This window comes from Pseudomonas sp. GW456-12-1-14-TSB6, assembly GCF_059424205.1.
In genome coordinates this window covers 27,806-52,206 of record NZ_JBWKZE010000009.1, presented here as the reverse complement: position 1 = coordinate 52,206, position 24,401 = coordinate 27,806, and the positions used below count along the sequence as shown (strand labels likewise).

The 24,401-nt window shown below is 62.8% G+C and carries 12 protein-coding genes; 6 read left to right on the top strand and 6 right to left on the bottom strand.

Going from position 1 to position 24,401, the window contains the following annotated elements; genetic code table 11:
• The first annotated feature begins 80 nt into the window (after positions 1-80).
• Positions 81-1,064 carry a GlxA family transcriptional regulator gene (locus AC07Y2_RS10550; protein ID WP_103386391.1) on the top strand — a complete coding sequence of 328 codons (984 nt, stop codon included), beginning with the start codon at positions 81-83 and terminating at the stop codon, positions 1,062-1,064.
• On the opposite strand, the gene AC07Y2_RS10545 is transcribed toward AC07Y2_RS10550, so the two are convergent.
• From AC07Y2_RS10545 to AC07Y2_RS10520, 6 genes are all read right to left on the bottom strand, one after another.
• A complete protein-coding gene (locus AC07Y2_RS10545) occupies positions 1,033-1,932 on the bottom strand; it encodes an alpha/beta fold hydrolase (protein WP_103386390.1) in 900 nt (299 codons plus the stop codon). The genes AC07Y2_RS10550 and AC07Y2_RS10545 overlap by 32 nt on opposite strands.
• 11 nt (positions 1,933-1,943) lie before the next feature.
• Complete coding sequence (locus AC07Y2_RS10540; RefSeq protein ID WP_074687651.1) at positions 1,944-2,333, bottom strand: hypothetical protein; 390 nt, start codon at positions 2,331-2,333, stop codon at positions 1,944-1,946.
• A gap of 453 nt (positions 2,334-2,786) precedes the next feature.
• Positions 2,787-5,765 (bottom strand): amino acid adenylation domain-containing protein, encoded by a 2,979-nt coding sequence (locus AC07Y2_RS10535; RefSeq protein WP_103386389.1) that lies wholly within the window; start codon positions 5,763-5,765, stop codon positions 2,787-2,789.
• 165 nt (positions 5,766-5,930) lie between these two features.
• Positions 5,931-7,760 (bottom strand): glycoside hydrolase family 15 protein, encoded by a 1,830-nt coding sequence (locus AC07Y2_RS10530; RefSeq protein ID WP_103386388.1) that lies wholly within the window; start codon positions 7,758-7,760, stop codon positions 5,931-5,933.
• Positions 7,753-8,553 (bottom strand): glucose 1-dehydrogenase, encoded by an 801-nt coding sequence (locus AC07Y2_RS10525; protein ID WP_103386387.1) that lies wholly within the window; start codon positions 8,551-8,553, stop codon positions 7,753-7,755. Before AC07Y2_RS10525 ends, AC07Y2_RS10530 begins: the two co-directional genes overlap by 8 nt.
• Positions 8,554-8,668: 115 nt before the next feature.
• Positions 8,669-9,673, bottom strand: coding sequence for a terpene synthase family protein (locus AC07Y2_RS10520; protein ID WP_103386386.1), 1,005 nt, complete (start codon positions 9,671-9,673; stop codon positions 8,669-8,671).
• A gap of 295 nt (positions 9,674-9,968) precedes the next feature.
• On the opposite strand from AC07Y2_RS10520, the gene AC07Y2_RS10515 reads away from it, so the two are divergent.
• The 5 genes from AC07Y2_RS10515 to AC07Y2_RS10495 all read left to right on the top strand — a co-directional run bounded on the left by AC07Y2_RS10515 (position 9,969) and on the right by AC07Y2_RS10495 (position 24,396).
• Positions 9,969-11,141 (top strand): MFS transporter, encoded by a 1,173-nt coding sequence (locus tag AC07Y2_RS10515; RefSeq protein WP_103386385.1) that lies wholly within the window; start codon positions 9,969-9,971, stop codon positions 11,139-11,141.
• Positions 11,142-11,212: 71 nt separating this feature from the next.
• A complete protein-coding gene (locus AC07Y2_RS10510) occupies positions 11,213-11,953 on the top strand; it encodes a thioesterase II family protein (RefSeq protein ID WP_039770083.1) in 741 nt (246 codons plus the stop codon).
• 39 nt (positions 11,954-11,992) lie between these two features.
• Positions 11,993-12,976 (top strand): TauD/TfdA family dioxygenase, encoded by a 984-nt coding sequence (locus tag AC07Y2_RS10505; protein ID WP_039770085.1) that lies wholly within the window; start codon positions 11,993-11,995, stop codon positions 12,974-12,976.
• Between the two features lie 186 nt (positions 12,977-13,162).
• Positions 13,163-16,564 carry a non-ribosomal peptide synthetase gene (locus tag AC07Y2_RS10500; RefSeq protein WP_103386384.1) on the top strand — a complete coding sequence of 1,134 codons (3,402 nt, stop codon included), beginning with the start codon at positions 13,163-13,165 and terminating at the stop codon, positions 16,562-16,564.
• The gene (locus AC07Y2_RS10495) at positions 16,561-24,396 is read left to right on the top strand and encodes a non-ribosomal peptide synthetase (protein WP_103386383.1); all 7,836 of its coding nucleotides are present in this window, start codon (positions 16,561-16,563) and stop codon (positions 24,394-24,396) included. Before AC07Y2_RS10500 ends, AC07Y2_RS10495 begins: the two co-directional genes overlap by 4 nt.
• Positions 24,397-24,401 lie beyond the last annotated feature (5 nt).

Sequence of the window (24,401 nt, the reverse complement as noted above, 5' to 3'; positions counted from 1 at the left end):
CTCCGTGAAAGGGGTGGACGGCTTCACTGTAGGCGCGTAGGTTTTGGCGCATACGCCAATCAGCCCACGAATTACGCCAAATGCCGAAAACCATCCATGTCCTCGCATTCGCCAACGTGCAATTGCTCGATGTCACCGGGCCGTTGCAGGTCTTCTCCTCGGCCAACGACATTGCCCGCCAGCAGGGTTTGCCTGCGCCGTACGCACCGACGGTCATCGCCAGCGGCGGTGGGGCGGTGAACTCCTCTGCCGGGTTGGCGATGCTGGCCGAATCGCTGCCGGAGCAACCCAGCGATACGCTGATCATCGCCGGAGGCTGGGGCGTGTATGCGGCCTCTGAAGCTGCCGAGTTAGTGAGTTGGGTGCGAGAGCACGCGAACGGCTGCCGGCGCGTGGCTTCGGTTTGTACCGGCGCATTTCTGTTGGCGGCCAGCGGCTGGCTCGACGGTCGCCGGGTCGTCACCCACTGGACCCGCTGCGAACAACTGGCGCAGCAACACCCGCGCTTGCAGGTCGAGCCCAATCCGATCTTCATCAACGACGGCCCGGTCTGGACCTCGGCGGGCGTCACCGCCGGCATCGACCTGGCGCTGGCCATGGTTGAAGACGACCTCGGCCGCGACATGGCTCTGGACGTTGCCCGGCAACTGGTGGTGTTCCTCAAGCGCCCGGGCGGGCAATCGCAATTCAGCGTGACGCTGTCGCTGCAAAAACAGGGCAATCGCTTCGACGATTTGCACGCGTGGATCGCCGAACACCTGACTTGCGATCTGGGTATCCCGACCCTCGCCGAACAGGCCGGCATGAGCGAACGCAGCTTCGTGCGCCACTACCGCGCCGACACCGGCCAGACCCCGGCCCGCGCCATCGAACTGATCCGCGTTGAAACCGCTCGCCGGTTGTTGAGTGACACAGGTTTGCCGATCAAACGGGTCGCGGCCAACTGTGGATTTGGCAGTGAAGAAACCTTGAGACGCAGTTTCCTGCGGGCCATGGGCGTGACGCCGCAGGCGTATCGGGAGCGGTTTTCGGTCAGCGCTGCAGCAGATCCAGTAATGCCTTGAGCGTTTCGCCCGGCGCTTCCTCGGGAATGTTATGCCCGACACCCGCCAGCACCCGCCGCTCGTAAATCCCGGTGAAGTGGTGGGCATCTTCATCGTCTTCCGGCGCCGGGCCAACACCATCATCCGCACCGCACAGCGAAATCGTCGGCACGCCGATCGCCGGCTGTTTCTCCAGCGCCTGCTCCATCCCTTCCAGCGCCGGATCGCCCGGCGCATACATGAAGCGATGGCGATAAGAGTGAATCACCACCTCGACGAAATCCGGGTTGTCGAACGCCGGCGCGCTCAGCGGAAAACGCTCGGCGTTCCGCGCCCAGGTCGGTGACCACAATTGCCACAGCAACTCGCACAGCGCCCGACGATTCTGCGTCAGCCCTTCAACGCCACGGGGCGTGTGGAAGTAATACTGATACCAGAAGCGATGCTCGCTCTGCGGATCCAGCGGCTGGATCGAATTCGGAATGTCCTGCAGGTTGTAGCCATCGCCCGTCACCAACCCGCGCACCCGCTCGGGGAACAGCGCCGCCACAATGCACGCCGCCCGACCGCCCCAGTCGTAACCGCACAGCGTTGCTTGCTCGATCCCCAGTGCGTTCATCAAATCCAGCAGATCCTGCGCCAGCGCCGCTTGCTGGCCGGAACGCAACGTGTCCGGGCTGTTGAAACGGGTCGGGCCGTAACCGCGCAGATACGGCACGATCACCCGATAACCCTTGGCAGCGAGGGGCGGGGCGATTTCGTCGTAGGCGCGGGGGGAGTAGGGGAAGCCGTGGAGCAGGATGACCGGCATGCCGTTTTCCGGGCCGTGATGTTCATAGCCGATGGTCAGGCTTGGGGTCTGGCTGAATCGGATTTCGGCACGGGTCATGGAAAGTCTCCTTACACCTCGGCTTCCGCCACCTGATTGAAATACTTGCTGCGATCCGGGGTAAACGTCACCACCATCTTGGTCCGCGAGCAGGTCATGACCCGCTCGGCGCCCAGATCAATATCCAGATCCTCCCCGCGCAAACCCTGCCACTGGGCGAGGTATTTCAGTGATCCGTATTTTTCATTCTTCTTCAAGCTGCGACTGACCCCGCCTTTCCAGCCGAGTACCGGCAGTTCATCGGCACGGCAGCGTTGGGCGAGGTCGGGGAAGCGGGCGGCGCGCTGGCGGCCGATTTCCCAGCATTTGATCAGGCCCTTGTCGGCGGCTTCCCACAGTTCGTCGCGCTTGAGGCCGGTGCGCAGAGGGGTATCGATCTGGCGGTGGATGCGTTGGCTCATTCTGGTTCCTTGAATCGGGTTTTTATTGGACAGCTCCGCTGTGCCCGTTGCGGTGGATGGTAGGGGGGGATGTAACAGCTGGCAACAAGGTATTTCGGGGTGTAAGTGCGAAGGATGGGGAAGGCGTGCGGGGGGGGGATGAGTGTTTATCGGTGGTTAAACGCACATGGCGGCAGCCGGATGGCCGCTGATAACCCGCGTGGCCACGGTACAACAGGGTTCAGTGTTGGATGACTGAGGCGGGCATCAGGATATTCAAGTGGGGGGAGCTGACCCATTGACTCAGTCTTTTCCTACAAATTCTGAAGGGTAAAGGCATTTTTCTGACAATGTCTGGTGCTATTTCAGGTGGGAAGACAAGTACATAGATGACGGGAGATGACGGGAGATAACTGGACATGACGAAGTCGCATCGCGATGCGGTCATGCCCAGACGCACAATTGCAGTGTTGGTCACGCCACGAAAGGCGATTCCTGAATCTTTTTCAGGTACGGAGTCAGTAGTTTTGCGTCGAACTCCGGTTCTTGTATGCCACTGTCTTCAAGAAAACGCTGGACGTTGGTGCAGCCCCAAAGATAGGTGTTCTGGTAAAGCTCCACGGTGGACTGGTTGTTGACGATCTTGTCCCGAAACAGGCTCGACAGGGGGTAAAGCGGGGCTCGGGGGTTGGATTTCCAGAGATCGACCCAGTCGTTGAACGGCAGGCGGGTGAATGTCAGGCCGCAATGGGTTTCCAGACGAGCGAAAAAATCCTCAAGGGTCAGGTTTTTCTCGGGCGAGGGGATGAGATTGAATTTTTTGCCAAGGGCCAGCGGGTTGCGGGAAATTCTGCCAATTGCTTCGCACATGTAATCGACGGTCGTCAGTCCTTCGCGCAGGTTGGTCAGTGCGGGTATGGCTTTGAATGCCAGACAGGTCTGGATCAGACGGCTCCACCATTGATATTCGGCAAATTCGCCGGTACGGCTGTCGCAAGTGGCGTAACCCAGGCGAAAGGTCATCAGCGGCAGGCCTTTTTCCGCGGCCAGATCGGCAATCTTTTCCATGACCCATTTGCTGCGCACGTAGCCCAGGTCGGTCACGACGGCGGGCAGATTCTGATCGATGTCGTCGTGCTCATACATCGTGGTTTTACCCGTGTGCAAATGCCCCCAGCTGTACACCGAAATGGTCGACAGCAGGATCAGCGGTTTGAGTCGGCTGCGGGCGGCAAAGTCGATGATCTGTTTGAGCCCTTCAACATTGTCCTTCTTCATGTGGGAGTACGGCTGAATGAAATTGACCGCACTGGCGCAGTGGTAGACGACGTCAATCTGAATGCCCAACTGCGCGTACAACGACTGCTCCATTGCGAACTGCGGTTGTGACAGATCGCCGGGGAAAGTGACAATACGGGCCAGCGCATTGGCGTCGAGCTGAATTTTGTAGCGTTCAAGCGTGGCGGTCACACGTTGCCGGGCCAATGGAAGGCTGGCGGCCCTCACTGGACAATGAATCTTTGCATCGGTTGTCCTCAGCAGTGTTTCAAGCAAGTGAACTCCAATGAAGCCCGTTGCCCCGGTAAGCATGATGTGTTTCGGCTCTGTCAGTTGCGGCTCGCTGAAATGGTCGGGCGGAGCGAACGTCGACGGCAGGCTTATGTCGTCTTGCAGCGTGCGCACCGGCTCGCTTTGCGGTACTGGGGCACTGGCGTTCTTCCTTCGATTCAGCTCTGCGGCCAACGCTTTGATGGAGCGAAACTCGTAGAAATCCCGGACATACGCAGGGACCTGAAGGTGTTCCGAGATGTCGCGCAGCACTGCCGCCGCCATCAATGAGTGACCTCCGACCGCATAAAAGTCATCGCCAGTGGTGAAATCGGCATGGCCCAAATGCTTCTGCCAGATGGCAACGATGCGGGCCTCTGCTTCATTGGCGAAATCGATTGTCCGTACATCTCCGGATGCGGCGGCGAAGCGTGCCTGAAGTGCCTGTTTGTCCGTTTTGCCATTGAGGTTGCAAGGAATGGCATCCAGCAGAAAATAGCGCGCCGGCAACATATAGTCCGGCACTTCTTTTTTCATGCCGATTTTCAAAGCACTGATCAGGAGGCTTGCCTGTGCATCGGTCGTTGGCACGATGAAGGCAATCAGGCGTTTGCCGGCCGGCCCTTCGTTCGCGTCCACCCAGATGACTGCCGCCTTCACACCGGGCTGACGCGAGAGGACTGCCTCCACATCACCCAGTTCGATCCGGTAGCCGCGGATCTTCAGTTGGTCGTCGTTACGCCCCAGGTACTCAATGCTGCCGTCGGGCAGGAAGCGTGCGAGGTCGCCAGTGCGATAAGCCCGCAGGTTACAAGAAGGCAGTGTGATGAAGCGCTGCGCCGTCAGTTCCGGGCTGGACAGGTAGCCGCGCGCCAGGCATTGGCCGCTGATGAACAGCTCACCCATGCTGCCTGCTGAAACAGGCTCGAGTTTTTCATCCAGAATGAACACTCGTGTGTCAGCCACGGGAAACCCTATCGAGGACACACCTGGATCGCCGGACTGATCGAACCGCCGACACGTTGCATAGATCGTCGCTTCCGTGGGGCCGTAGTAATCCACCAATGTGTAGTTCAGGCGTTGAGTATCGATGGGCGGCAGTTTCTCACCCGCTGTAAACAGATACCGCAAGGCATGATTCGGGGTGTGGGGGTAGCCGATCAGTTCTCTGACCAGGGCCGTCGGAACATAGGCGTGGGTGATCGAGTGTTCGCGGTAGAAATCATGCAGGTCAGCAACGCTGCTGCGTATTTCATCCGGCAGGATGTACAGCCTGGCGCCTGCGCACAGCGTTGCCCAGATCTCCCATTGCGAAACGTCAAAGCTGGGGCCGACCATCATTGTCGTACGGCAGTCACTGTTCATCCCAAATCGGTCGTTGTGCCATTCGATCAGGTTCAGCAACGAATGGTGTTCAATCTCGACCCCTTTGGGCTGTCCCGTCGTGCCAGACGTGAAAATCACGTACACGACATCCTCGGCCTTGAGCATGAGCGATGGGGGGAGAGCAGATGAAGGGGCCTCGAGCAGGGTCTTGATGGATTGCTTGGGTACTGCACTATCCGTGGCATCGTCGCTGTCGGTCACCAGTACCACGTCAGCCCCGCATTGATCGATGATGCTGCGTTTGCGGCTATCCGGCAGGCGGGCATCGATCGGCACATGACAGGCGGTGGACTTGATGACCCCGAGCTGAGCGACGATCAGCTCGATGGACCGGTGCCCGATGATGGGCACCCGTTGACCCTGTTTGATGGCGTTCTGAATCAGATAGCTGGCGACTTTCTCACTTTCGCTATCGAGTTCAGCGTAAGTGACCTGTCGTTCAGGACTGTGGAGGGCAATGTGATGGGGAAGCTGCTTAACGTTCTGTTTGAAAAGCTCCAGGACAGTTTGAGGTTGCATGATGACGCTCCGGTCAGTGCCCCGTCCAAACCGCATTTTGTTCTTCGTAGCCAAAATATTGTGGGGCATCCTCATTTTAGGAAGCTGTGGGGAATCACGGTCCTTGCTGCCTAGAGCGTGTTTTCATAGGGGATAGCCAAGTGTGGAATATAAGGAAACGTTCACTCACGGCTGCCAGTAATTCTTCTCCCCACTCAACTTGCGATCAAGAAAACTCGCCGCACTGATCAACGCCAGATGGGTTAACGCCTGGGGCGTGTTGCCCAGATGCCGGCCGCGGTTGTCGAATTCCTCGGCGTACAACCCCAGCGGATTGGCGTAGCGCAGCAGTTGCTCGAATTCCAGATGAGCCTTTTCAACTTGCCCGGCGCGGGCCAGGCATTCGACGTACCAGAACGAGCACGCGGCGAAGGCGCCTTCAGTGCCGGACAAACCGTCGATGCCGGCATCGTCGTTGCGGTAGCGGTAAACCATGCCGTCGCGCACCAGATGTTTCTCGATGGCTTCCAGCGTCGCCAGCCATTTCGGATCCTTGGCGCTGACGAAGCGCACCAGCGGCATCAGCAGCATCGAGCCATCCAGCGCCGTGCCGCCCTGGTATTGCACAAAATGTCCGCGCTCTTCGTTCCAGAAGTTGTCCCAGATGTCGGCGTGGATCGCCTGACGGGTCTGGTCCCAGCGGGCGAACGGTGCCGGCAGCGAGCGTTTTGAAGCCAGGCGGATCGCCCGGTCCAGCGCCACCCAGCACATCAGTCGCGAGTGCAGGAAGTGATGTTGCTCACCGCGCATTTCCCAGATGCCTACATCCTTGGTCTGCCAGGTCTCACAGACCTGGTCGACCACTTCCATCACGTGTTTCCAGCCTTCGTGGGAAATCGCGTCGCCGTATTTGTTGACCAGATAAACGGCGTCCATCAGTTCGCCGAAGATATCCAGTTGAATCTGGTCGTACGCGCCATTGCCGATCCGTACCGGTTTCGCGCCGCCATGGCCGGACAAATGCGTGAGTTCGGTTTCCGGCAGTTCCTGGCGGCCGTCGATCGCATAGAGGATGTTCAGCTTCATCGACGACTGGCCGCAGCAGTCGCTGACCCGCCCGCGCAGCCAGCGCATGTAGGCGTTGGCTTCGTCGACAAACCCCAGGCGCATGAAGGCGTAGACGGTGAACGAGGCGTCGCGGATCCAGGTGTAGCGATAGTCCCAGTTGCGTTCGCCGCCGGGTGTTTCCGGCAGGCCGAAGGTGGCGGCGGCGAGGATTGCGCCGTGCTGGCGTGAGGTCAACAACTTCAGAGCGAGGGCCGAGCGGTTGACCATTTCCCGCCAGCGACCGCGATAGTTGGACTGGCCGATCCAGTCGCGCCAGAACTTCAGCGTGCGTTCGATGCACAGCTGCGCGGCGCCTTCGGCAAAGCGCGGATCGTCGCTGGCGCCGAGCATGAATGCGGCAGTCTGATTCTGCTTGAGGGTGAATTGCCCGACCGCCGCAGCGTGATCGACGCTCAAGGTTTGATCCGAGGCCAGGCGCAGCGTCGGCTGCCCGCTGGCGCTGAACAGCACATCCTGTTTATCGATGACGGCGCGGGTCTCAGCGCGGGCGTAGTCATGCCGAACGGCGCAGCGCAGGTGAAACGTCGCCTGCCCGCTGACCACCCGAACTCGGCGCATCAACAGCGGCAAGGCATCGTCGTTGTCGCCAATCGGCAGCAGATCGGTGATTTCCACCACGGCGTGGTCGCTGAGCCAGCGGGTTTGCAGGACATTGGTGTCCGGCAGGTAGATCTGCTCGCGCCGGGCATCGGGCAGGTCCGGCGCGAGCTGAAAAATCCCCGCGTCGGGGGTATCGAGCAGCGAACAGAAGATCGATGGGCTGTCGAACTCCGGCCAGCAGAAAAAATCCACGCTGCCCTTGTCATTGACCAGCGCGGCGCTGCGCAGGTCGCCAATGATGCCGTGGGCGTCGATGGGGCTTTGTCGTTCGGATTGATGCTCAGCCATTGCCACGGAACTCCGGATAGAGGCTCATGCCGCCGTCGATGAACAGGGTGGTGCCGACGATGTAGTCGGAGGCATCGGAGGCGAGAAACACCACCGCGTTGGCCACGTCCTCGACATCGCCGATGCGCCCGTAAGGGATGAGTTTGAGCAGGGCCTGGCCCGCATCGCCTTCGGTGGCGTCCTTATTGATGGCCGTGCTGATCGCCCCCGGCGCGATGCCGTTGATGCGGATGCGCTGGTGGCTGACTTCCTGAGCCAGGGTCTGCATCAACTGATCGACGCCGCCCTTGGACGCTGCGTAATTCACGTGTCCGGCCCATGGAATGCGCTGGTGCACCGAACTCATGTGGATGATCTTGCCGGCAGCCCGGGACACGCCTTCGCGCACGCCCTGGCGGTTGAAGATCCGCAGCGCGGCGCGGGCGCAGAGGAACTGGCCGGTGAGGTTGACGCCGATCACCGCGTTCCAGTCGGCCAGCGACATATCCACAGCCGCCGCGTCTTTTTGCAGGCCGGAGTTGGCCACCAGAATGTCCAGCGTTCCAAAGGCGTCGAGGGTCTGTTGGAACAGCCGCTCAACGTCTTCCTCCTTCGAGACATCGGCGCCGATGGCGATGGCTTGGCCACCGTCGGCGACGATCTGCCGGGCCAGCGCTTCGGCGGGCTCGGCCTGACGGTTGTAGTTGATGACCACGGCAGCACCGGCAGCGGCCAGGGCTTTGGCGGCACCGTGGCCGATGCCGGAACTGGCGCCGGTGACAAGAGCCACTTGGCGGGCGAGGGAAATCTGCATGAACGGTCGCGCCTTATGCGGGGATCTGATCTGCTGACCGGCATCCTTGAGTCAGAGTTCAGCGTGAATGCGAAGGGGCACGTAATCAAGTCGAGCCCCGCAGGGCTGGACGGGTTCAGATATGGTACCGGGCACTGTGTTTATGCCACTCCAGATTGCCACCGATCCATGTACTCAATCCTGTGAGATAGCGCCGCAATACCGGCGAGCGCGTGCCTTTCATCAGCGTTCCATGCAGGCGTTCGTATTCTTCCATCACTGCGTCATGGATATCGGCTGCCAGGTCGATTGCCTCTTGAAGCGAACAGTTGTGCCTGGCTGCCAGCAGATAAGGCAGCTTGAAGTCGCCGGTTTCGTTCAGGTGCTCTTTGTAAGCGGAATACAGATCGTTGACCAGAGTGGTCGCCAGCGAAGCCAGTGCGGTGATGTGGTGAATCTCTGGACGGGAATATGTGTTGGCCGGGACTTCGTAGCCGCCAATCGGATCGATCAATACCAGGCAAGGCCAGAAGCTGTTGACCTGCCGACTGGCCAGGTATTCGGCGACGGTGGGTTGAGTGCCATAGAGGCGCCAAGGACCTTCCGCCGCCATGGTGACGAACATGGCGATGGTGATCTGGCGTACCCGGGCGACTTGCGAGGGCGTGCAGAATTGGGCGACCCGTTTCATGTAAGCCAGCAATCCTCTGATCACTGGGTCGCGTATCTGCTGTTTTACGAGTTCTTTGTCGAACGGTGCAGGCACATAGGGCGGGTCGATCGCGGTGAGGGCGAACGATAAGTGTTCGGCCACTGTCTCGGGGCGACCGCCGAGGGATTGATCGTCGCAATAGTGATCGTCCACCGCAAACAACGCCGCAAAGCATTGCGCTGCGAGTAACAGTCGATTCGGATCATTCGTGTCGGCGTGGCACAGCATTGCATAGCGACCGAAGTCGCTGGCGCGGATTTTTTCCTCTTTGCCGGCAAAGATTCCCACGCTCGGTATCCAGGCCATCAGGCGATCGTTGACTTCCTGGCCCAGCGCATCATCAATGCGCGTAGGCGGCGGGCAGCGTACGGCGCGGATGATAAAGGGTGCAGTCGCGCTGCGTGGTGTCGGGGCAATGGATTGATTCATGGTGCGATCCTTTATTCGCGGTCGATTGTGGTGCTCACCGACGCGGTTCCTGGGCAGGGGTGACAGGTCCATGTAAAACCTTTGGCAGAATTTACGCACCTGTCAGGTTTGACAGGTGCGCAGCTCAATGGACGAGCGGTCAGCGACCCGCCCGAAGCGTCAGGCAGGCAATTGGCGAAGCCAAGACCCTGAACTTTTCGCGGGAGCACTCCCTTCACACTCCACCAACAATTCCTCGCTTCCCCGCCCGTCAGGCTTTGTGGCAACTTGGCCGCCCCTGATGAGGCTGCATCCGATGGCAAACCCTTACCGCGAACTGTTTAACGCCCCCGGCGCCCGGGCTTTTGTGATTGCCGCGATGATCGCGCGCATGCCGATTTCCATGACCGGCATCGGCGTGATCACCATGCTCTCGCAATTGACCGGCGGCTACGCGTTGGCGGGTGGGGTGGCGGCGACGTTTGCGCTGGCCACGGCGTTTTGTGCGCCGCAGGTGTCGCGACTGGTGGATCGCTTCGGTCAGGGGAGGGTGCTGCCGGTGGCGGCGCTGATCGGTGGGGGCGCGTTGTTGATGTTGCTGTTGTGCACCCGTTTGCAGGCGCCGACCTGGACCCTGTTTGTCTGCGCAGCACTGGCCGGTTGCATGCCGAGCATGTCGGCGATGGCACGGGCACGCTGGACCGAAATCTATCGCGGCCAGCCGCAGTTGCAGACGGCTTATGCGTTGGAGTCGGTGCTCGACGAAGTCTGCTTTATCGTCGGCCCGCCGCTCTCGGTAGGCTTGTGCGTCGGCGTGTTTCCCGAGGCCGGGCCGCTGGCGGCGCTGTTGATGTTGGCCATCGGCGTCACGGCGTTCGTCGCCCAGCGCAGTACTGAGCCGCCGGTGCATCCGCACGAATCGCAGCATCAGGGTTCGATCATTCGTTCGAGCGACGTGCAATGGCTGCTGGCGTTGATGCTCGCCATGGGCGTGATTGTCGGCGTGGTGGATGTGGTCAGCGTCGCGTTCGCCCAGCAGCAGGGTCAGCCGGCGGCGGCGAGCATCGTGCTGTCGGTGTACGCCATCGGTTCCTGTCTGGCCGGTATCGCCTTCGGTGCGATGCGCTCGAAGCTGCCGTTGCCGCGCCTGTTTCTCTACGGCGGTCTGGCGACCGCGGTGACCACTTTGCCGCTGTTGCTGGCGAGCAACATTTTCGGGTTGGCCGTCGCGGTGTTCATCGCCGGCCTGTTCTTCTCGCCGACCCTGATCGTGGCGATGGCGTTGATCGAGCGCATCGTGCCGCCGGCCAAACTCACCGAAGGCCTGACCTGGCTGGTGACGGGTTTGAGTATCGGTGTGGCCATCGGCGCGGCGGGTTCCGGCGCACTGGTGGATGCGTTCGGCGCCCGCAGCGGCTTCTGGCTGGCGATTGCCGCCGGGGCGGTGGTGCTGGGCTCGGCGGTGCAGAGTTTCCGTCATTTGAAGTGATCGTCACCCGGACTAATTCCCGTCGTGCCTCATCCGTTCTCTTTTACAGATAACCCATTGAGGTAAACGCGGTGACAAAGCTGACACTGCTGTGCCTGCCCTATTCGGGCGCCAGCGCCATGGTCTACAGCCGCTGGCGGCGCCAGTTGCCGTCGTGGATGCAACTGCAACCGGTGGAGTTGCCCGGACGCGGCGCGCGCTACGACGAACCCCTGCAAATCGACATGCGGGCCCTGGCCCGGCAACTGGCTCGCGAGCATAAACCTTCGCTGCAGGCGCCCTATGCGCTGTTCGGGCATAGCCTGGGCGCGCTGCTCGCGTGCGAGCTGGCCCACGCCTTTCGCGATCTTGGTGCACCCGAGCCGGTGGCGCTGTTCGCCTCCGGCACGGCCGCCCCGAGCATGCGCAGCGATTACGACCGAGGTTTTTCCGAGCCGCGCAGCGACGAAGAGCTGATCGAACAGCTGCGCACCTTTCAGGGCACCAGCGAGGAAGTACTGGCCAATCAGGAGCTGATGAGCCTGACACTGCCGGTCCTGCGCGCCGATTTCATGATGTGCGGACGCTTCACGCCGATCGAGCGGCCACTGCTCAATTGCCCGGTGCATGTGCTGGGCGGCAAGGAGGACCGCGCAACCACAGAACAGTTGATCGGCTGGAGCAAAGAGACGCTGGGCAGTTTTTCGGTGGACATGATGACCGGTGGGCACTTCTTCATTCATGAGCATGAAGCCCGGGTCATCCGCACGCTCAAGAATCACCTGGAAGCCCATCACCGGCGCCATGCGCTGTCGGCGGCACCGGCGCTGTAAGGCGCGGTTCACCTATCGAGTGTTTTGAGGAGGCCAGTCATGGCTGTTGCTGAGGGATTTTCCGTCCGTCCGTTGTTGCCGCATCGCGGTCGCCTGCCGCTGCTGGTGGAGGCGAGCGACGCCGATACCGATTTGCTGGCGGTGTTCGACGAATTGAAAGCGCTGGTCGATGAGCACCTGCTGCAAGACGGCGGTGTGCTGTTTCGCGGGTTCCGGCTGGAGGGTGCGGAGCGCTTTCGCGAGTTTGCGGCGAGCTTCGGCCATCCGCTGCTGAACTACGAGTTCGGCTCCACGCCACGTACCAACGTGACGCAGGGGGTATACACCTCCACCGAATACCCGGCGCACCAGAGTATTCCGCTGCATAACGAGCAGGCCTACTCCCGGGACTGGCCGATGAAGATCTGGTTCTACAGCATGATCGCGGCCAGGTCCGGTGGCGAAACGCCGATTGCCGACAGTCGCGAAGTGTATCGCCGGATTCCGCTGGCGATCCGCGAACGCTTTGTCAGCAAGGGTCTGATGTATGTGCGCAACTTCGGCAACGGCCTGGATGTGGCCTGGGAAGATGTGTTCAACACCGAAGATCAGGCAGAGGTCGAAGCCTACTGTCAGGCCCACGGCATTGTCTGCGAGTGGAAGGACGACGGTGAGCTGCGTACCCGCCAGACCTGTCAGGCGGTTGCCCGGCATCCGGTCACCGGGGACATGGTCTGGTTCAATCAGGCGCACCTGTTCCACATCTCCAACCTGCAACCGGAGGTGCGCGAGAGCCTGCTGGACATCGTCGATGAAGAAGACCTGCCGCGTAACGTCTACTACGGTGACGGTTCGCCCATCGAGGATGAAGTGTTGAGCCAGATTCGTGCGGTGCTCGACGAATGCGCCATCAGCTTTCCGTGGCAGGAGGGTGATGTACTGATGCTCGACAACATGTTGTCGGCCCATGCCCGCTCGCCGTTCGAAGGCCCGCGCAAGGTGATCGTGGCCATGGCCGAAGGTCACTCCCAGGACGCACTCTGACCCGTCGCATCAGTTGAGCGGGTGATTGTCGAAGCCGGTCGTGAGCCGGCTTCGGCGTTTGTGCGCCAGTCCCGGCAACCGTCGGCCGGTGATTGCCCGGCCCGCTAAATCATTGCGTTTGTCATTCGTTCTTGTTGATACGACCGGGCCTCCTGGTCACGCCGCCGATCAGCAAGGACCCAATGCATGAATGCCGCAGACGCACAGAAACTAGCCCGCCGCTTTATCGAATTGCCTCAGGACAAACGTCGTTTGTTTCTCGCCGGCATGGCCCGTGAAGGGATCAATTTTGCGCAGCTGCCCATGACCGCCTGCATTGGGGCCGCCGAGCGTGACGGCCTGTCCTATGCCCAGCAGCGGATGTGGTTTCTCTGGCAGATGGATCCGCAAAGCGCCGCCTACAACCTGCCGATGGCTGTGCGCCTGAACGGTGAGTTGCAGCCCGAGGCGCTGGAGCAGGCGTTCAGTCTGCTGGCGGCGCGGCATGAGTGCCTGCGCACCACGTTCGGTCAGGAGGGCGAGCAAGCCTTTCAGAAAGTCGCCGAACCGCAGCCCGTCAAGCTGACCCTCACTGACTTGAGCGCGTTGCCCGAGGAACAGCGCTGGCCGCTGGCCCGACAGCACATGATGGCGGAGGCCACGCAAGCCTTCGATCTGGAAAACGGGCCGTTGCTGAGCCTGCGTCTGCTGCGGCTGGACGCACAGGAACACGTGCTGTTGCTGACGTTGCACCACATCATTGCCGACGGCTGGTCGATGAACATTCTCATCGATGAATTCATGCGCACCTACGATGCGCTGGTGGCCGGGCGCGAGCCACAATTGCCGGCGATCACCGTGCACTACCGCGACTATGCGCTGTGGCAACGCAGCTGGCTGGAGGCGGGCGAGCGCGAGCGTCAGCTCGACTACTGGCGCGCGCAACTGGGCGACGAACACCCGGTGCTTGAATTGCCGACCGATCGTGCGTACCCGGCCCAGGCCAGTCACCGTGGCGCGCGTCTGGAAACGGTCATCGACGCCAGCCTGCGCCAGGATCTGAAGAACCTTGCCCAACGTCAGGGCGTGACCCTGTTCGTGGTCCTGCTGGCGGCGTTCAAGACCTTGCTGCATCGCTACAGCGGCCAGACCGACATTCGCGTCGGCGGCCTGATCGCCAACCGCACCCGCAGCGAAACCGAAGGCTTGATCGGCTTCTTCGTCAATACGCAGATCCTGCGCAGCGTGGTTACCGCGAACAGCCGTTTCGCCGATCTGTTGCAGAGCCTGCGCCAGTGCGCGGCCGGCGCGCAGTCCCATCAGGATCTGCCGTTCGATGCCTTGATCGAAGCCCTGCAACCGGCCCGCAGTCAGAGCCATAACCCGCTGTTCCAGGTGATGTTCAACCACCAGCCGCTGGTGACCGATTTGCAGCAGGCGCAGCTGGCATCCGGCTTGCGGGTCGGTTACCTGACCGAGGAACAACTGACCGGCAGCGGCCGGGAGCATGCGGCCACCAGCGATCTGATGCTCGATACCCGTGAAGAGGGCGAGCAACTGTTCGCCGCGTTCACCTACGCCACCGACATTTTCGACGAGTCCACCATCGCCGCGCTGGCCGGGCACTGGCGCAATGTGCTGGTGTCGGTCTGCCGTGATCCGCAGCAGTTGATCGGCAACCTTTCGATGCTGGACGTCGCCGAGCAGGAAAGTCTGATCCAGGCCACTGAAGAGAGTCCGCGACTGGACAGCTTTCAGACCCTGTTCGAAGCGCAAGTGGCGCGTACGCCCGAGGCGCCGGCGGTGATTCTGGCGAGCGAGCCGTCACCCTCGATCAGCTATGCCGAACTGAACCGGCGCAGCAATCGCCTGGCCCATCAACTGCGCGCCCGGGGTGTCGGCCCGGACGTGCTGGTCGGCGTGGCGCTGGGGCGTTCGCTGGAACTGGCTGTCGCCTTGCTCGCCGTGCTCAAGGCCGGCGGCGCCTATGTGCCGCTGGATCCGCAGACGCCGGGCGAGCGTTTGCGCCATGTGCTCGACGACAGCGGACTGAACCTGTTGCTGACCGACCGTCAGACGCTGGCCGCTCTGCCGGCTCTCGATGGCGTGCAAAGCCTGTGTCTGGATACGCTGCCGGAGGATGGGCTCAGCGACAATCTGCCGGTGACGGTCGAGCCGCAGAACCTGGCCTACGTGATCTACACCTCCGGTTCGACCGGTCGGCCCAAGGGCGTGTCGATCAGTCATGCCGCGCTGAGCGAGTTCATCGAGCGCGCCATCGACTACAGCGACCTGCGCGAAGGCGACCGGGTCTTGCAGTTCGCGACCAGCAGCTTCGATGGCTTCGTCGAGCAGTTTTTCCCGCCGCTCTGTCACGGCGCGAGCGTCGTGCTGCGCGACGCACGGCTGTGGGACAGCGCGACATTGCATCAGGTGATCCTCGAGCACGGCATTACCCTGGCCGACTTGCCGGCGGCGTACTGGTACTGGCTGGTGCAGGAATACGCCGCCCATCCTCCAGCGCATTTCGGTGCGCTGCGCCAGATACACGTGGGCGGCGAGGCGATGGCGGTGGACGGTCTGCGCCTGTGGCAGCAGGCCGGGCTGGGTCATGTGCGCCTGCTCAATACCTACGGGCCGACCGAGGCCACCGTGGTGTCGACGATCCACGACTGCTCGGCGCTGACCGCTGACGCCGTGTCGTGGCGCGGCATTCCGATTGGTCACGGTCTGGCCGCACGTCGTCTGTACGTGCTGGACGATGACTTGAACCTGCTGCCGCAAGGCGCGGTGGGCGAGTTGTACATCGGTGGTCCGGGCCTGGCGCGCGGCTATCACCGACAGCCGACCCTGAGCGCCGAGCGCTTTATTGCCGACCCGTTTGCCAGCGGCGAGCGCCTGTACCGCACCGGCGACCGCGCACGTTTGCGCGCCGATGGCGCGGTGGAATACGTCGGTCGCGTGGACCATCAAGTGAAGATCCGCGGTTTCCGTATCGAGCTGGGTGAAATCGAATCGCGCCTGCAGCAATGCCCGGGCATCCGTGAGGCCGTGGTGCTGGCCTTGCCGCTCAATGGCAGCCTGCAACTGGTGGCGTATCTGGTGGCCGATCAGGACGTGCTCGACGGGGTGGCCGGTCAGTCGGCGTTCCGTCAGCAGGTCAGGGCTTCGCTGCAAGCCAGGCTGCCGGACTACATGGTGCCGGGCCATCTGCTGCTGTTGGCGGAATTGCCACTGACGCCGAGCGGCAAGCTCGATCGCAAGGCCTTGCCGGCGCCGGACATGGACCAATTGCAGGTCGATTACCGCGCCCCGCAATCGGACGTCGAGCAAGCCCTGGCGCAGATCTGGGCGGATGTCCTGCAAGTGCCTCGCGTCGGTCTGGACGATCACTTCTTTGAGCTGGGCGGCCATTCGCTGCTGGCGGCGCAAGTGATCGGCCGGATCAAGAAACAGCTGAACGTGGTGTTGCCGCTGCGCAACCTGTTCGAAAAGCCGCTGCTCGGTGAACTGGCCCAGGCAGTGGCGCAGTTGGCCGACGGTGCAGCGGATAACGACTGGTCCGACATGGACCTGTTCATGAATGAATTGGAAGGAGAAGAAGTATGAGCGGCACCATGGCGGAGCGCATCGCTAAAAGGTTCGTCGGCTTGCCGCTTGAGCAGCGTCGGCTGTTTCTGGCCAGGCTGCGCGAAGAGGGCAAGGATTTCAGCCTGCTGCCGCTGCCGGTCAGTCGTCACGACTGCGCGCAGATCCCGCTGTCGTTCGCTCAGCAGCGTTTGCTGTTTCTCTGGCAGCTCGAACCGCAGAGCGCCGCGTACAACATGGCCGCCGGCCTGCGCCTGAAAGGACGGCTGGACGAAGCAGCGCTGACCCGCTCGTTCGATCACCTGCTGGCGCGCCATGAAGTGCTGCGCACGGTGTTCCGCACCGACGGCGACCAGCCGCATCAGGTGATCCTTGACCCGCAGGGTGTTGCGCTGGAACGCATCGACTTGACCGGTGTTGCCGCGCAAGAACGCGAGCAGGCGCTGGCCGAGCACGTGCAGAAGGTGACGGCGCAGTCGTTCGATCTGCGCCACGGCCCGTTGCTGCGCGCCAGTCTGTTTGGCCTGGCGGACGATGAGTTCGTGCTGGTGGTGAGCATGCACCACATCGCCTCCGACGGCTGGTCGATGGACGTGATGGTCAAGGAATTCGTGCAGTGCTATCAGGCGTTCAGCCTGGAGCGCGAACCGCAGTTGCCGGCGCTGGCCTTGCAATACGCCGACTACGCCATCTGGCAGCGGCGCTGGCTGGAAGCGGGCGAGGGCGAGCGTCAACTCGATTACTGGCGCCAGCAACTGGGTGAGGAGCATCCGCTGCTGGAAGTCGCCCCGGACTTCGCCCGGCCGCTGACCCAGAGTTTTGAAGGCCAGACCCTGAGCTTCGATTTCGGCGCGGATCTGTCGCGTCAACTCAACGGCTTTGCCCGTGCTCAAGGCATCAGTCTGTTCATGCTGGTGCTGGCCGGTTTTTCGCTGTTCCTCTCGCGTCACGCCGGCGAGCGTGACATCCGTGTCGGCGTGCCCAACGCCAACCGCAGTCGCGCCGAGGTCGAAGGGCTGATCGGCTTCTTCGTCAATACCCAGGTGCTGCGCTGCGAGGTGGATGAGCGAGGCAGTTTCGAGGACTTGCTGGCGCGGGTGCGCGAGGCGTCATTCGGCGCGCAGGCCCATCAGGAGCTGCCGTTCGAGCAACTGGTGGACGAACTGGTCGCCGAACGCACGTTGGGGCACAACCCGTTGTTCCAGGCCAAGTTCAACCAGAACGTCGGCATGCAGAAACAGCGTTCGATGGCGTTGCCGGGCCTGACCGTGGCGGAGTATCCGCTGGACAAGGACGGCACGCACTTCGATCTGGCGCTGGACATCACCGATGACGGCACGTTGATCCACGGGCAGATGACCTACGCCAGCGACCTCTATCGACACGCGACGGTTGAAGGTTTTGTCCCGGCGCTGCTTGGTCTGTTCGGTGCTCTGCTGAAAGCGCCACAAGCGCCGCTGCACACCGTGGCGACGGCATTGCCGAGTGCGCTCGCGGCACCGCGTGAACCGGCACTGTCGGTGTTGCAGCACTGGGAACGCGAAGTCGCGCGCCAGCCGCAAGCGCTGGCCGCGCGGGATCTGAATGGCGGCTTGAGCTTCCAGGCGCTGGATCAGGCTGCCAATCGCCTCGCGCATCATCTGCTGGCCCAAGGCGCGGTTGCCGGTCAACCGGTGGCGGTGCTGATGGAGCGTTCGCTCGACTGGCTGACGTGCGTGCTCGCGATCTTCAAGGCTGGCGCGGTGTATATGCCGCTGGACGTCAAGGCCCCGACCGCGCGCTTGCAGCAGATGCTCGGCGCCGCGAGGGCTCGCGCAGTGGTGTGTGTCGAGGGGGATTCGCGGGTGTCGGAACTGGCGGTCGCCGGTTGTCAGGGGCTGGCGTTCGATGCACAGCAATGGCAACACCAGCCGGTGACGGCCCCGGTCTGCGAGCTGTTGGCGCAGTCGCCGGCCTATGTGATTCACACCTCCGGTTCCACCGGCCAACCCAAGGGGGTGCTGGTCAGCCACGGTGCGTTGGCCAGTTACGTGCGCGGGGTGCAGGAGCGTCTCGATCCGGCGCCGGACACCAGCATGGCACTGGTCTCCACCATCGCGGCGGACCTGGGGTTCACCGTGCTGTTCGGCGCGCTGTGCTCGGGCCGTTTGCTGCATGTATTGCCGGAAGAGCTGGGCTTCGATCCGGATCGCTTCGCCGAGTACATGGCCGGGCACCGGGTGGGCATGCTGAAAATCGTTCCGGGACATCTGGCCGCCTTGTTGCAGGCGTCGCGGGCCGCCGATGTGCTGCCGGAGCAGGCGCTGATTGTCGGTGGCGAAGCGTGTTCGCCGACGCTGGTGGAGCGTGTGCGTCAGCTCAAGCCGGGTTGCCGGGTCATCAACCACTACGGCCCGAGCGAAACCACCGTCGGTGTACTGGCCCACGAAGTCGGTTCGCTGGAACCGGGGGCTCACAGTGTGCCGGTCGGCACGCCATTGGCCGGGGCCCATGTGTATGTGCTCGACGATGTGCTCAACAGCGTGGCCGATCAGGTTGCGGGCGAGCTGTACATCGGCGGCGACAGTGTTGCCCTCGGTTATCTGGGGCAGCCGGGGCTGACGGCCGAGCGCTTCGTTCCCGATCCGTTCGGGCCGGCCGGTGCACGGGTCTATCGCAGTGGTGACCGGGTGCGTCGCAATCGCCAGCAGGCGGTGGAGTTCATCGGGCGCGCCGACGATCAGGTCAAGGTGCGCGGGTATCGGGTGGAGCCGGCGGAGGTCGCCCGGGTGCTGCTCGGCCTGGACGGTGTCAGCGAAGCGGCAGTACTCGCGTTGGCGCTGGATGACGACCCGGCACGCCTGCAATTGGTGGCCTGGTGTGTGCCGGCGGCAGATGCAGCGCTGAAGGCGGAAACACTGCGCGAGCAACTGCAAGCCCGTCTGCCGGATTACATGGTGCCGGCGCAAATTGTCCTGCTGGAGCAATTGCCCCTGACCGCCAACGGCAAACTGGACAAGCGCGCCTTGCCGGTGCCGGGCGTGGTGACGCAGCGCTTCATCGCGCCGGTGGGCGAGATCGAGGAAAAACTCGCGGCGATCTGGGCCGATGTGCTCAAGCTCGAGCGTGTGGGCAGCACCGACAACTTCTTCGAACTGGGCGGGGACTCGATCCTCAGCCTGCAAATCATTGCCCGGGCCAAACGTCAGGGCATCAAGTTGAGCCCCAAGCAATTGTTCGAGAAGCAGACCGTCGGCCAGTTGGCGGCGGTGGCCAAACTGATCGAAGCCAAACCCGTGGCGGCAGCGCCGCAGAAGGTCGGCGGGCAACTGGCATTGCTGCCGATTCAGGCGCGCTTTTTCGAAACGCCGATTGCCCGGCGTCAGCACTGGAACCAGTCAGTGATGCTGCAGCCGCAGGTGCCGCTCGATGCCGGCCATCTGCAGGCCGCGCTGGCGGCACTGATCGAACAGCATGATGCGCTGGCCTTGAACTTCCAGGCGTCGGGCGATGTGTGGCAGGCAACCTTCCAAAAGCAACGCGACCCGGAGCTGCTGTGGGTGCGTGATCTGGACAGCCTGGATCAACTGACGGCGCTGGCGGATCTGGCTCAGCGCAGTCTGGATCTGCAACAAGGGCGACTGCTGCGGGTGGTGCTGGCGAATCTGCCCGGCGGTGAACAGCGCCTGTTGCTGGTGATCCATCACCTGGTGGTCGATGGCGTGTCCTGGCGCGTCCTGCTGGAAGACTTGCAGCTCGGTTACACCGCACTGGCCTCGGGCAAGCCGCTGGTGTTGCCGGGCAAGAGCAGCACGCTGCAGAGTTGGGCCGAGCACCTGCACCGTTATGCCCAGAGCGAAACACTGAGCCGCGAGCGCGAGTATTGGCTGACGACCCTGAGCGCGGGTGACGTGGAGTTGCCACGGGACTTTGCCCAGGACGTGCAGACTCAGGAACAGGCACTACGCGTCAGTTCACGCCTGAGCCAGGCACTGACCCACAAGTTGCTCAAGGTCGCCCCGGCCGCGTATCGCACCCAGATCAACGATCTGCTGCTCACGGCGCTGGCGCGGGTGTTGTGTGACTGGAGCCGACAGCCGTCGGTGCTGATCCAGCTTGAAGGCCATGGTCGCGAAGACCTGTTCGACGAGCTCGACCTGAGCCGTACGGTGGGCTGGTTCAGCAGCCTGTTCCCGGTGCGTCTGACACCGCAGGCAGTGCCGGGCGAATCGTTGTGCGCGATCAAGGAGCAACTGCGCGCCGTGCCAGGCAAAGGCATCGGCTATGGCGTGCTGCGCTACCTGACCGGCGCCGCCGAGCTGCGGTCACTGGCCTCACCACGGGTGACCTTCAACTATCTGGGCCAGTTCGATGGCGACTTCGGTGCCGCCGACGGCGCACTGTTTGTGCCGTCTGGCGAAAGCACCGGCGCCAATCAGGACCCTGCGGCACCGTTGGGCAACTGGCTGAGCATCGACGGTCAGGTGTATGGCGGCGAGCTGGAACTGACCTGGACATTCGGTTCGGGCATGTACCGCGCCGACACGGTGCAGGCACTGGCCGAGGCTTATCGCCTGGAGCTGGAACGGCTGATCGAGCACTGCTGCGACAGCGGCGAGGCCGGCGTGACGCCGTCGGATTTCGATCTGGTGACCCTGACGCAGGCGCAACTTTCGGCCCTGCCGATTCCGGCCCGGGAGATCACCGATCTGTACCCGCTGTCGCCGATGCAGCAAGGCATTCTGTTCCACAGCCTCAACGACCCCGACAGCCCGGCGTACACCAACCAGCTGCGGGTCGACGTGCAACATCTGGAGGTCGAGCGTTTCCGTCAGGCCTGGCAGCAGACCCTCGACGCCCACGACATTCTGCGTACCGCGTTTGTCTGGCCGAGCGACGCCGCTGCAGCGGTGCAAGTGGTTCGCCAGAGCGTGCAAATGCCGTGGAGCGTGCAGGACTGGCGTGGTCGAACCGACCTCGACGCAGCGCTGGAAAAACTGGCCGGCGATGATCTGGCCAGCGGTTTCGAGCTGACGGGGGCGCCACTGTTGCGGGTTTCGCTGGTGCGTACCGATGATTCGACGCATCACCTGATCTACACCTGCCACCACATCCTGATGGATGGCTGGAGTACCTCGCAGTTGTTCGGTGAAGTGCTGCAGCGTTATGCGGGCCTGACTCCGGTTGCTGCCCAGGGACGTTATCGCGACTACATCGAATGGCTGGGTCAGCGCGATCAGCCGGCGAGCCGGGAGTTCTGGAAGCACGCGCTGGCCGAGCTCGAAGAGCCGACGCGTCTGGTTAGTGCCGTGCCGACGCAGCCGTCCGGCGTCAGCGGTTATGCCGATCACCAGCACGTGTTCAGCGAACAGCTGACGGCGGACCTGAACCGTTTCGCCCGGGAGCAGAAAGTCACCCTCAATACCCTGGTGCAAGCGGCGTGGCTGGTGCTGTTGCAGCGTTACACCGGTCAGGACAGCGTGGCCTTCGGCGCTACGGTGGCCGGACGTCCGACCGATCTGCCCGGCGTCGAGCAGCAGATCGGCCTGTTCATCAACACCTTGCCGGTCGTGGCGGCGCCGTCCGCCGAGATGCCGGTCGAGCGCTGGTTGCAACACGTGCAGGGCCTCAACCTGGCGCTGCGCGAGCACGAGCACACGCCGCTCTACGAGATTCAGCGCTGGGCCGGACTCGGTGCGGGAGCGCTGTTCGACAGCATTCTGGTGTTCGAGAACTACCCGATGGCCGAAGCCCTGCAACAGGGGCCGGATACCGGTCTGGTGTTCTCGGCGATCCGCCGTCAGGAGCAGACCAACTACCCGCTGACGCTGGTGGCGGTTACCGGTCGCGAGCTGAGCCTGGGCGTCAGTTACGATCAGGCCCTGTTCGATGCTGCGACGATCGTCGGCCTGAGTCGTCAGCTCGAAAGTCTGTTGAGCCAGTTCCTCGGCAACGCCGCGCAACCGTTGGGCACCTTGCAATTGCTCGACGAGCCTCAGCGCAAGCAAGCGATCGACTGGGGCAAGGCCGGTGTCACGGCGACCGATTCGCGCACGGTGCTCGAGTTCATCGAGGCCCGTGTTGCACAGCGACCGGATGCGGCGGCGGTGATCTACGCCGAACAGCAGATCGACTATCGCCACCTCGACCGGCGGGCCAATCGGCTGGCGCACAAGCTGCAAGCGCTGGGCGTGGGGCCGGAGGTGCGCGTCGGTGTGTGCATGCGCCGTACCCCGGACATGCTGGTCGCGCTGTTGGCGATTCTCAAGGCCGGTGGCGCCTATGTGCCGCTGGATCCGGACTACCCGCAGGAACGCCTGCTGCACATGCTCGACGACAGTCGTGCGGCGGTATTGCTGACCGAGCCGGCGGCGCAGGCGATGCTGCCTGACACGTTGAGCGCCCAAGTGGTGCTGGTCGAGGAAAGTGAGCAATCGTTGGCCGAGTATCCGTCCACCGCGCCAATGGCCGGGATCACCGGGCAAAACCTGGCTTACGTCATTTACACCTCGGGTTCCACCGGCAAACCCAAGGGTGTGGCCATCAGTCACGCCAACCTCACTGCGCTGATCCAGTGGTCGCAAGGGGTGTACCGCGAGGAGCAGTTGCGCGGTGTGCTGGCGTCGACTTCGATCTGCTTCGACCTGTCGGTCTGGGAGATCTTTGTCACCCTGGCCAGCGGTGGCTGCATGGTGCTGGCGGACAACGCGCTGGCCCTGGCGGAGTTGCCGGCCCGCGAGCGGGTCACGCTGATCAACACGGTGCCGTCGGCGATTGCCGCGCTGCAACGGGCCGGGCAGATTCCGGCGTCGGTCGCGACCATCAATCTGGCCGGCGAGCCGCTGAAACAGAGCCTGGTGGACACGCTGTACGCGACCCCATCGGTCAAGCAGGTCTACGACCTGTACGGGCCGTCGGAAGACACCACGTATTCGACGTTCACCCTGCGCACCGCGCACGGTCAGGCCAACATCGGCCGGCCGCTGGACAACACCGTGGCGTACCTGCTCGACACGCAACTCAATGGTTTGCCGGCCGGTGTGGCGGCCGAGTTGTACCTGGGCGGCGCCGGCGTAACCCGGGGCTATCTGATGCGCCCGGGGCTGACCGCCGAACGCTTCGTGCCCAACCCGTATGCCGGCAACGGCGAGCGGCTTTACCGCACCGGCGACCTGGTGCGCCAGGGCGCGGACGACAACATCGAGTACCTGGGCCGCGCCGACCATCAGGTGAAGATCCGTGGTTTCCGTATCGAACTGAGCGAGGTCGAAGCGCGCCTGCTGGAGCAGGACGAGGTGCGCGAGGCGGTGGTGCTGGCGCAGGACGGCGCGGCGGGCAAGCACCTGCACGGCTACGTCGTGGCGGCGCAACCGGCGACCGACCCGGCGGCGCTGGCCGAGCGTCTGCGCGCAGCGTTGGCCAGTCGTTTGCCGGCGCACATGGTGCCGGGGCATCTGCATCTGATCGAGGCGGTGCCGCTGACCCCGAACGGCAAGCTCGACCGCAAGGCGCTGATGGCATTGGGCGACAGCCCGACGCAGCAGCAGTACGAAGCGCCGCAGAGCGACTTGCAATGGGAGGTGGCGACGGTCTGGCAGGAAGTGCTGGAAGTCGAGCGCGTGGGCCTGGCGGACAACTTCTTCCAGCTCGGCGGCCATTCGTTGCTGGCGACGCTGGTGGTGACCCGGATCAAGGAGCGTCTGGGCGACAAGGTGCCGCTCAAGGAGCTGTTCGAAGCCGATACGCTGAAAGCGTTCTGCAACCGGATCGAGGCGCTGCGCGTCGAAATGTCGCCCGTTCAGGATGAATTGGCTAAATCCCTGGAGGCCCTCAAACGTCTATCCCTCGATGATCTGGAAAAACTGATTTCTTGAGAGGG

Excerpts from the sequence above, each read along its gene's own strand:
- AC07Y2_RS10550 (WP_103386391.1), top strand. The coding sequence starts at position 81 with ATGCCGAAAACCATCCATGTCCTCGCATTCGCCAACGTGCAATTGCTC.
- AC07Y2_RS10545 (WP_103386390.1), bottom strand. The coding sequence starts at position 1,932 with ATGACCCGTGCCGAAATCCGATTCAGCCAGACCCCAAGCCTGACCATC.
- AC07Y2_RS10540 (WP_074687651.1), bottom strand. The coding sequence starts at position 2,333 with ATGAGCCAACGCATCCACCGCCAGATCGATACCCCTCTGCGCACCGGC.
- AC07Y2_RS10535 (WP_103386389.1), bottom strand. The coding sequence starts at position 5,765 with ATGCAACCTCAAACTGTCCTGGAGCTTTTCAAACAGAACGTTAAGCAG.
- AC07Y2_RS10530 (WP_103386388.1), bottom strand. The coding sequence starts at position 7,760 with ATGGCTGAGCATCAATCCGAACGACAAAGCCCCATCGACGCCCACGGC.
- AC07Y2_RS10525 (WP_103386387.1), bottom strand. The coding sequence starts at position 8,553 with ATGCAGATTTCCCTCGCCCGCCAAGTGGCTCTTGTCACCGGCGCCAGT.
- AC07Y2_RS10520 (WP_103386386.1), bottom strand. The coding sequence starts at position 9,673 with ATGAATCAATCCATTGCCCCGACACCACGCAGCGCGACTGCACCCTTT.
- AC07Y2_RS10515 (WP_103386385.1), top strand. The coding sequence starts at position 9,969 with ATGGCAAACCCTTACCGCGAACTGTTTAACGCCCCCGGCGCCCGGGCT.
- AC07Y2_RS10505 (WP_039770085.1), top strand. The coding sequence starts at position 11,993 with ATGGCTGTTGCTGAGGGATTTTCCGTCCGTCCGTTGTTGCCGCATCGC.
- AC07Y2_RS10500 (WP_103386384.1), top strand. The coding sequence starts at position 13,163 with ATGAATGCCGCAGACGCACAGAAACTAGCCCGCCGCTTTATCGAATTG.
- AC07Y2_RS10495 (WP_103386383.1), top strand. The coding sequence starts at position 16,561 with ATGAGCGGCACCATGGCGGAGCGCATCGCTAAAAGGTTCGTCGGCTTG.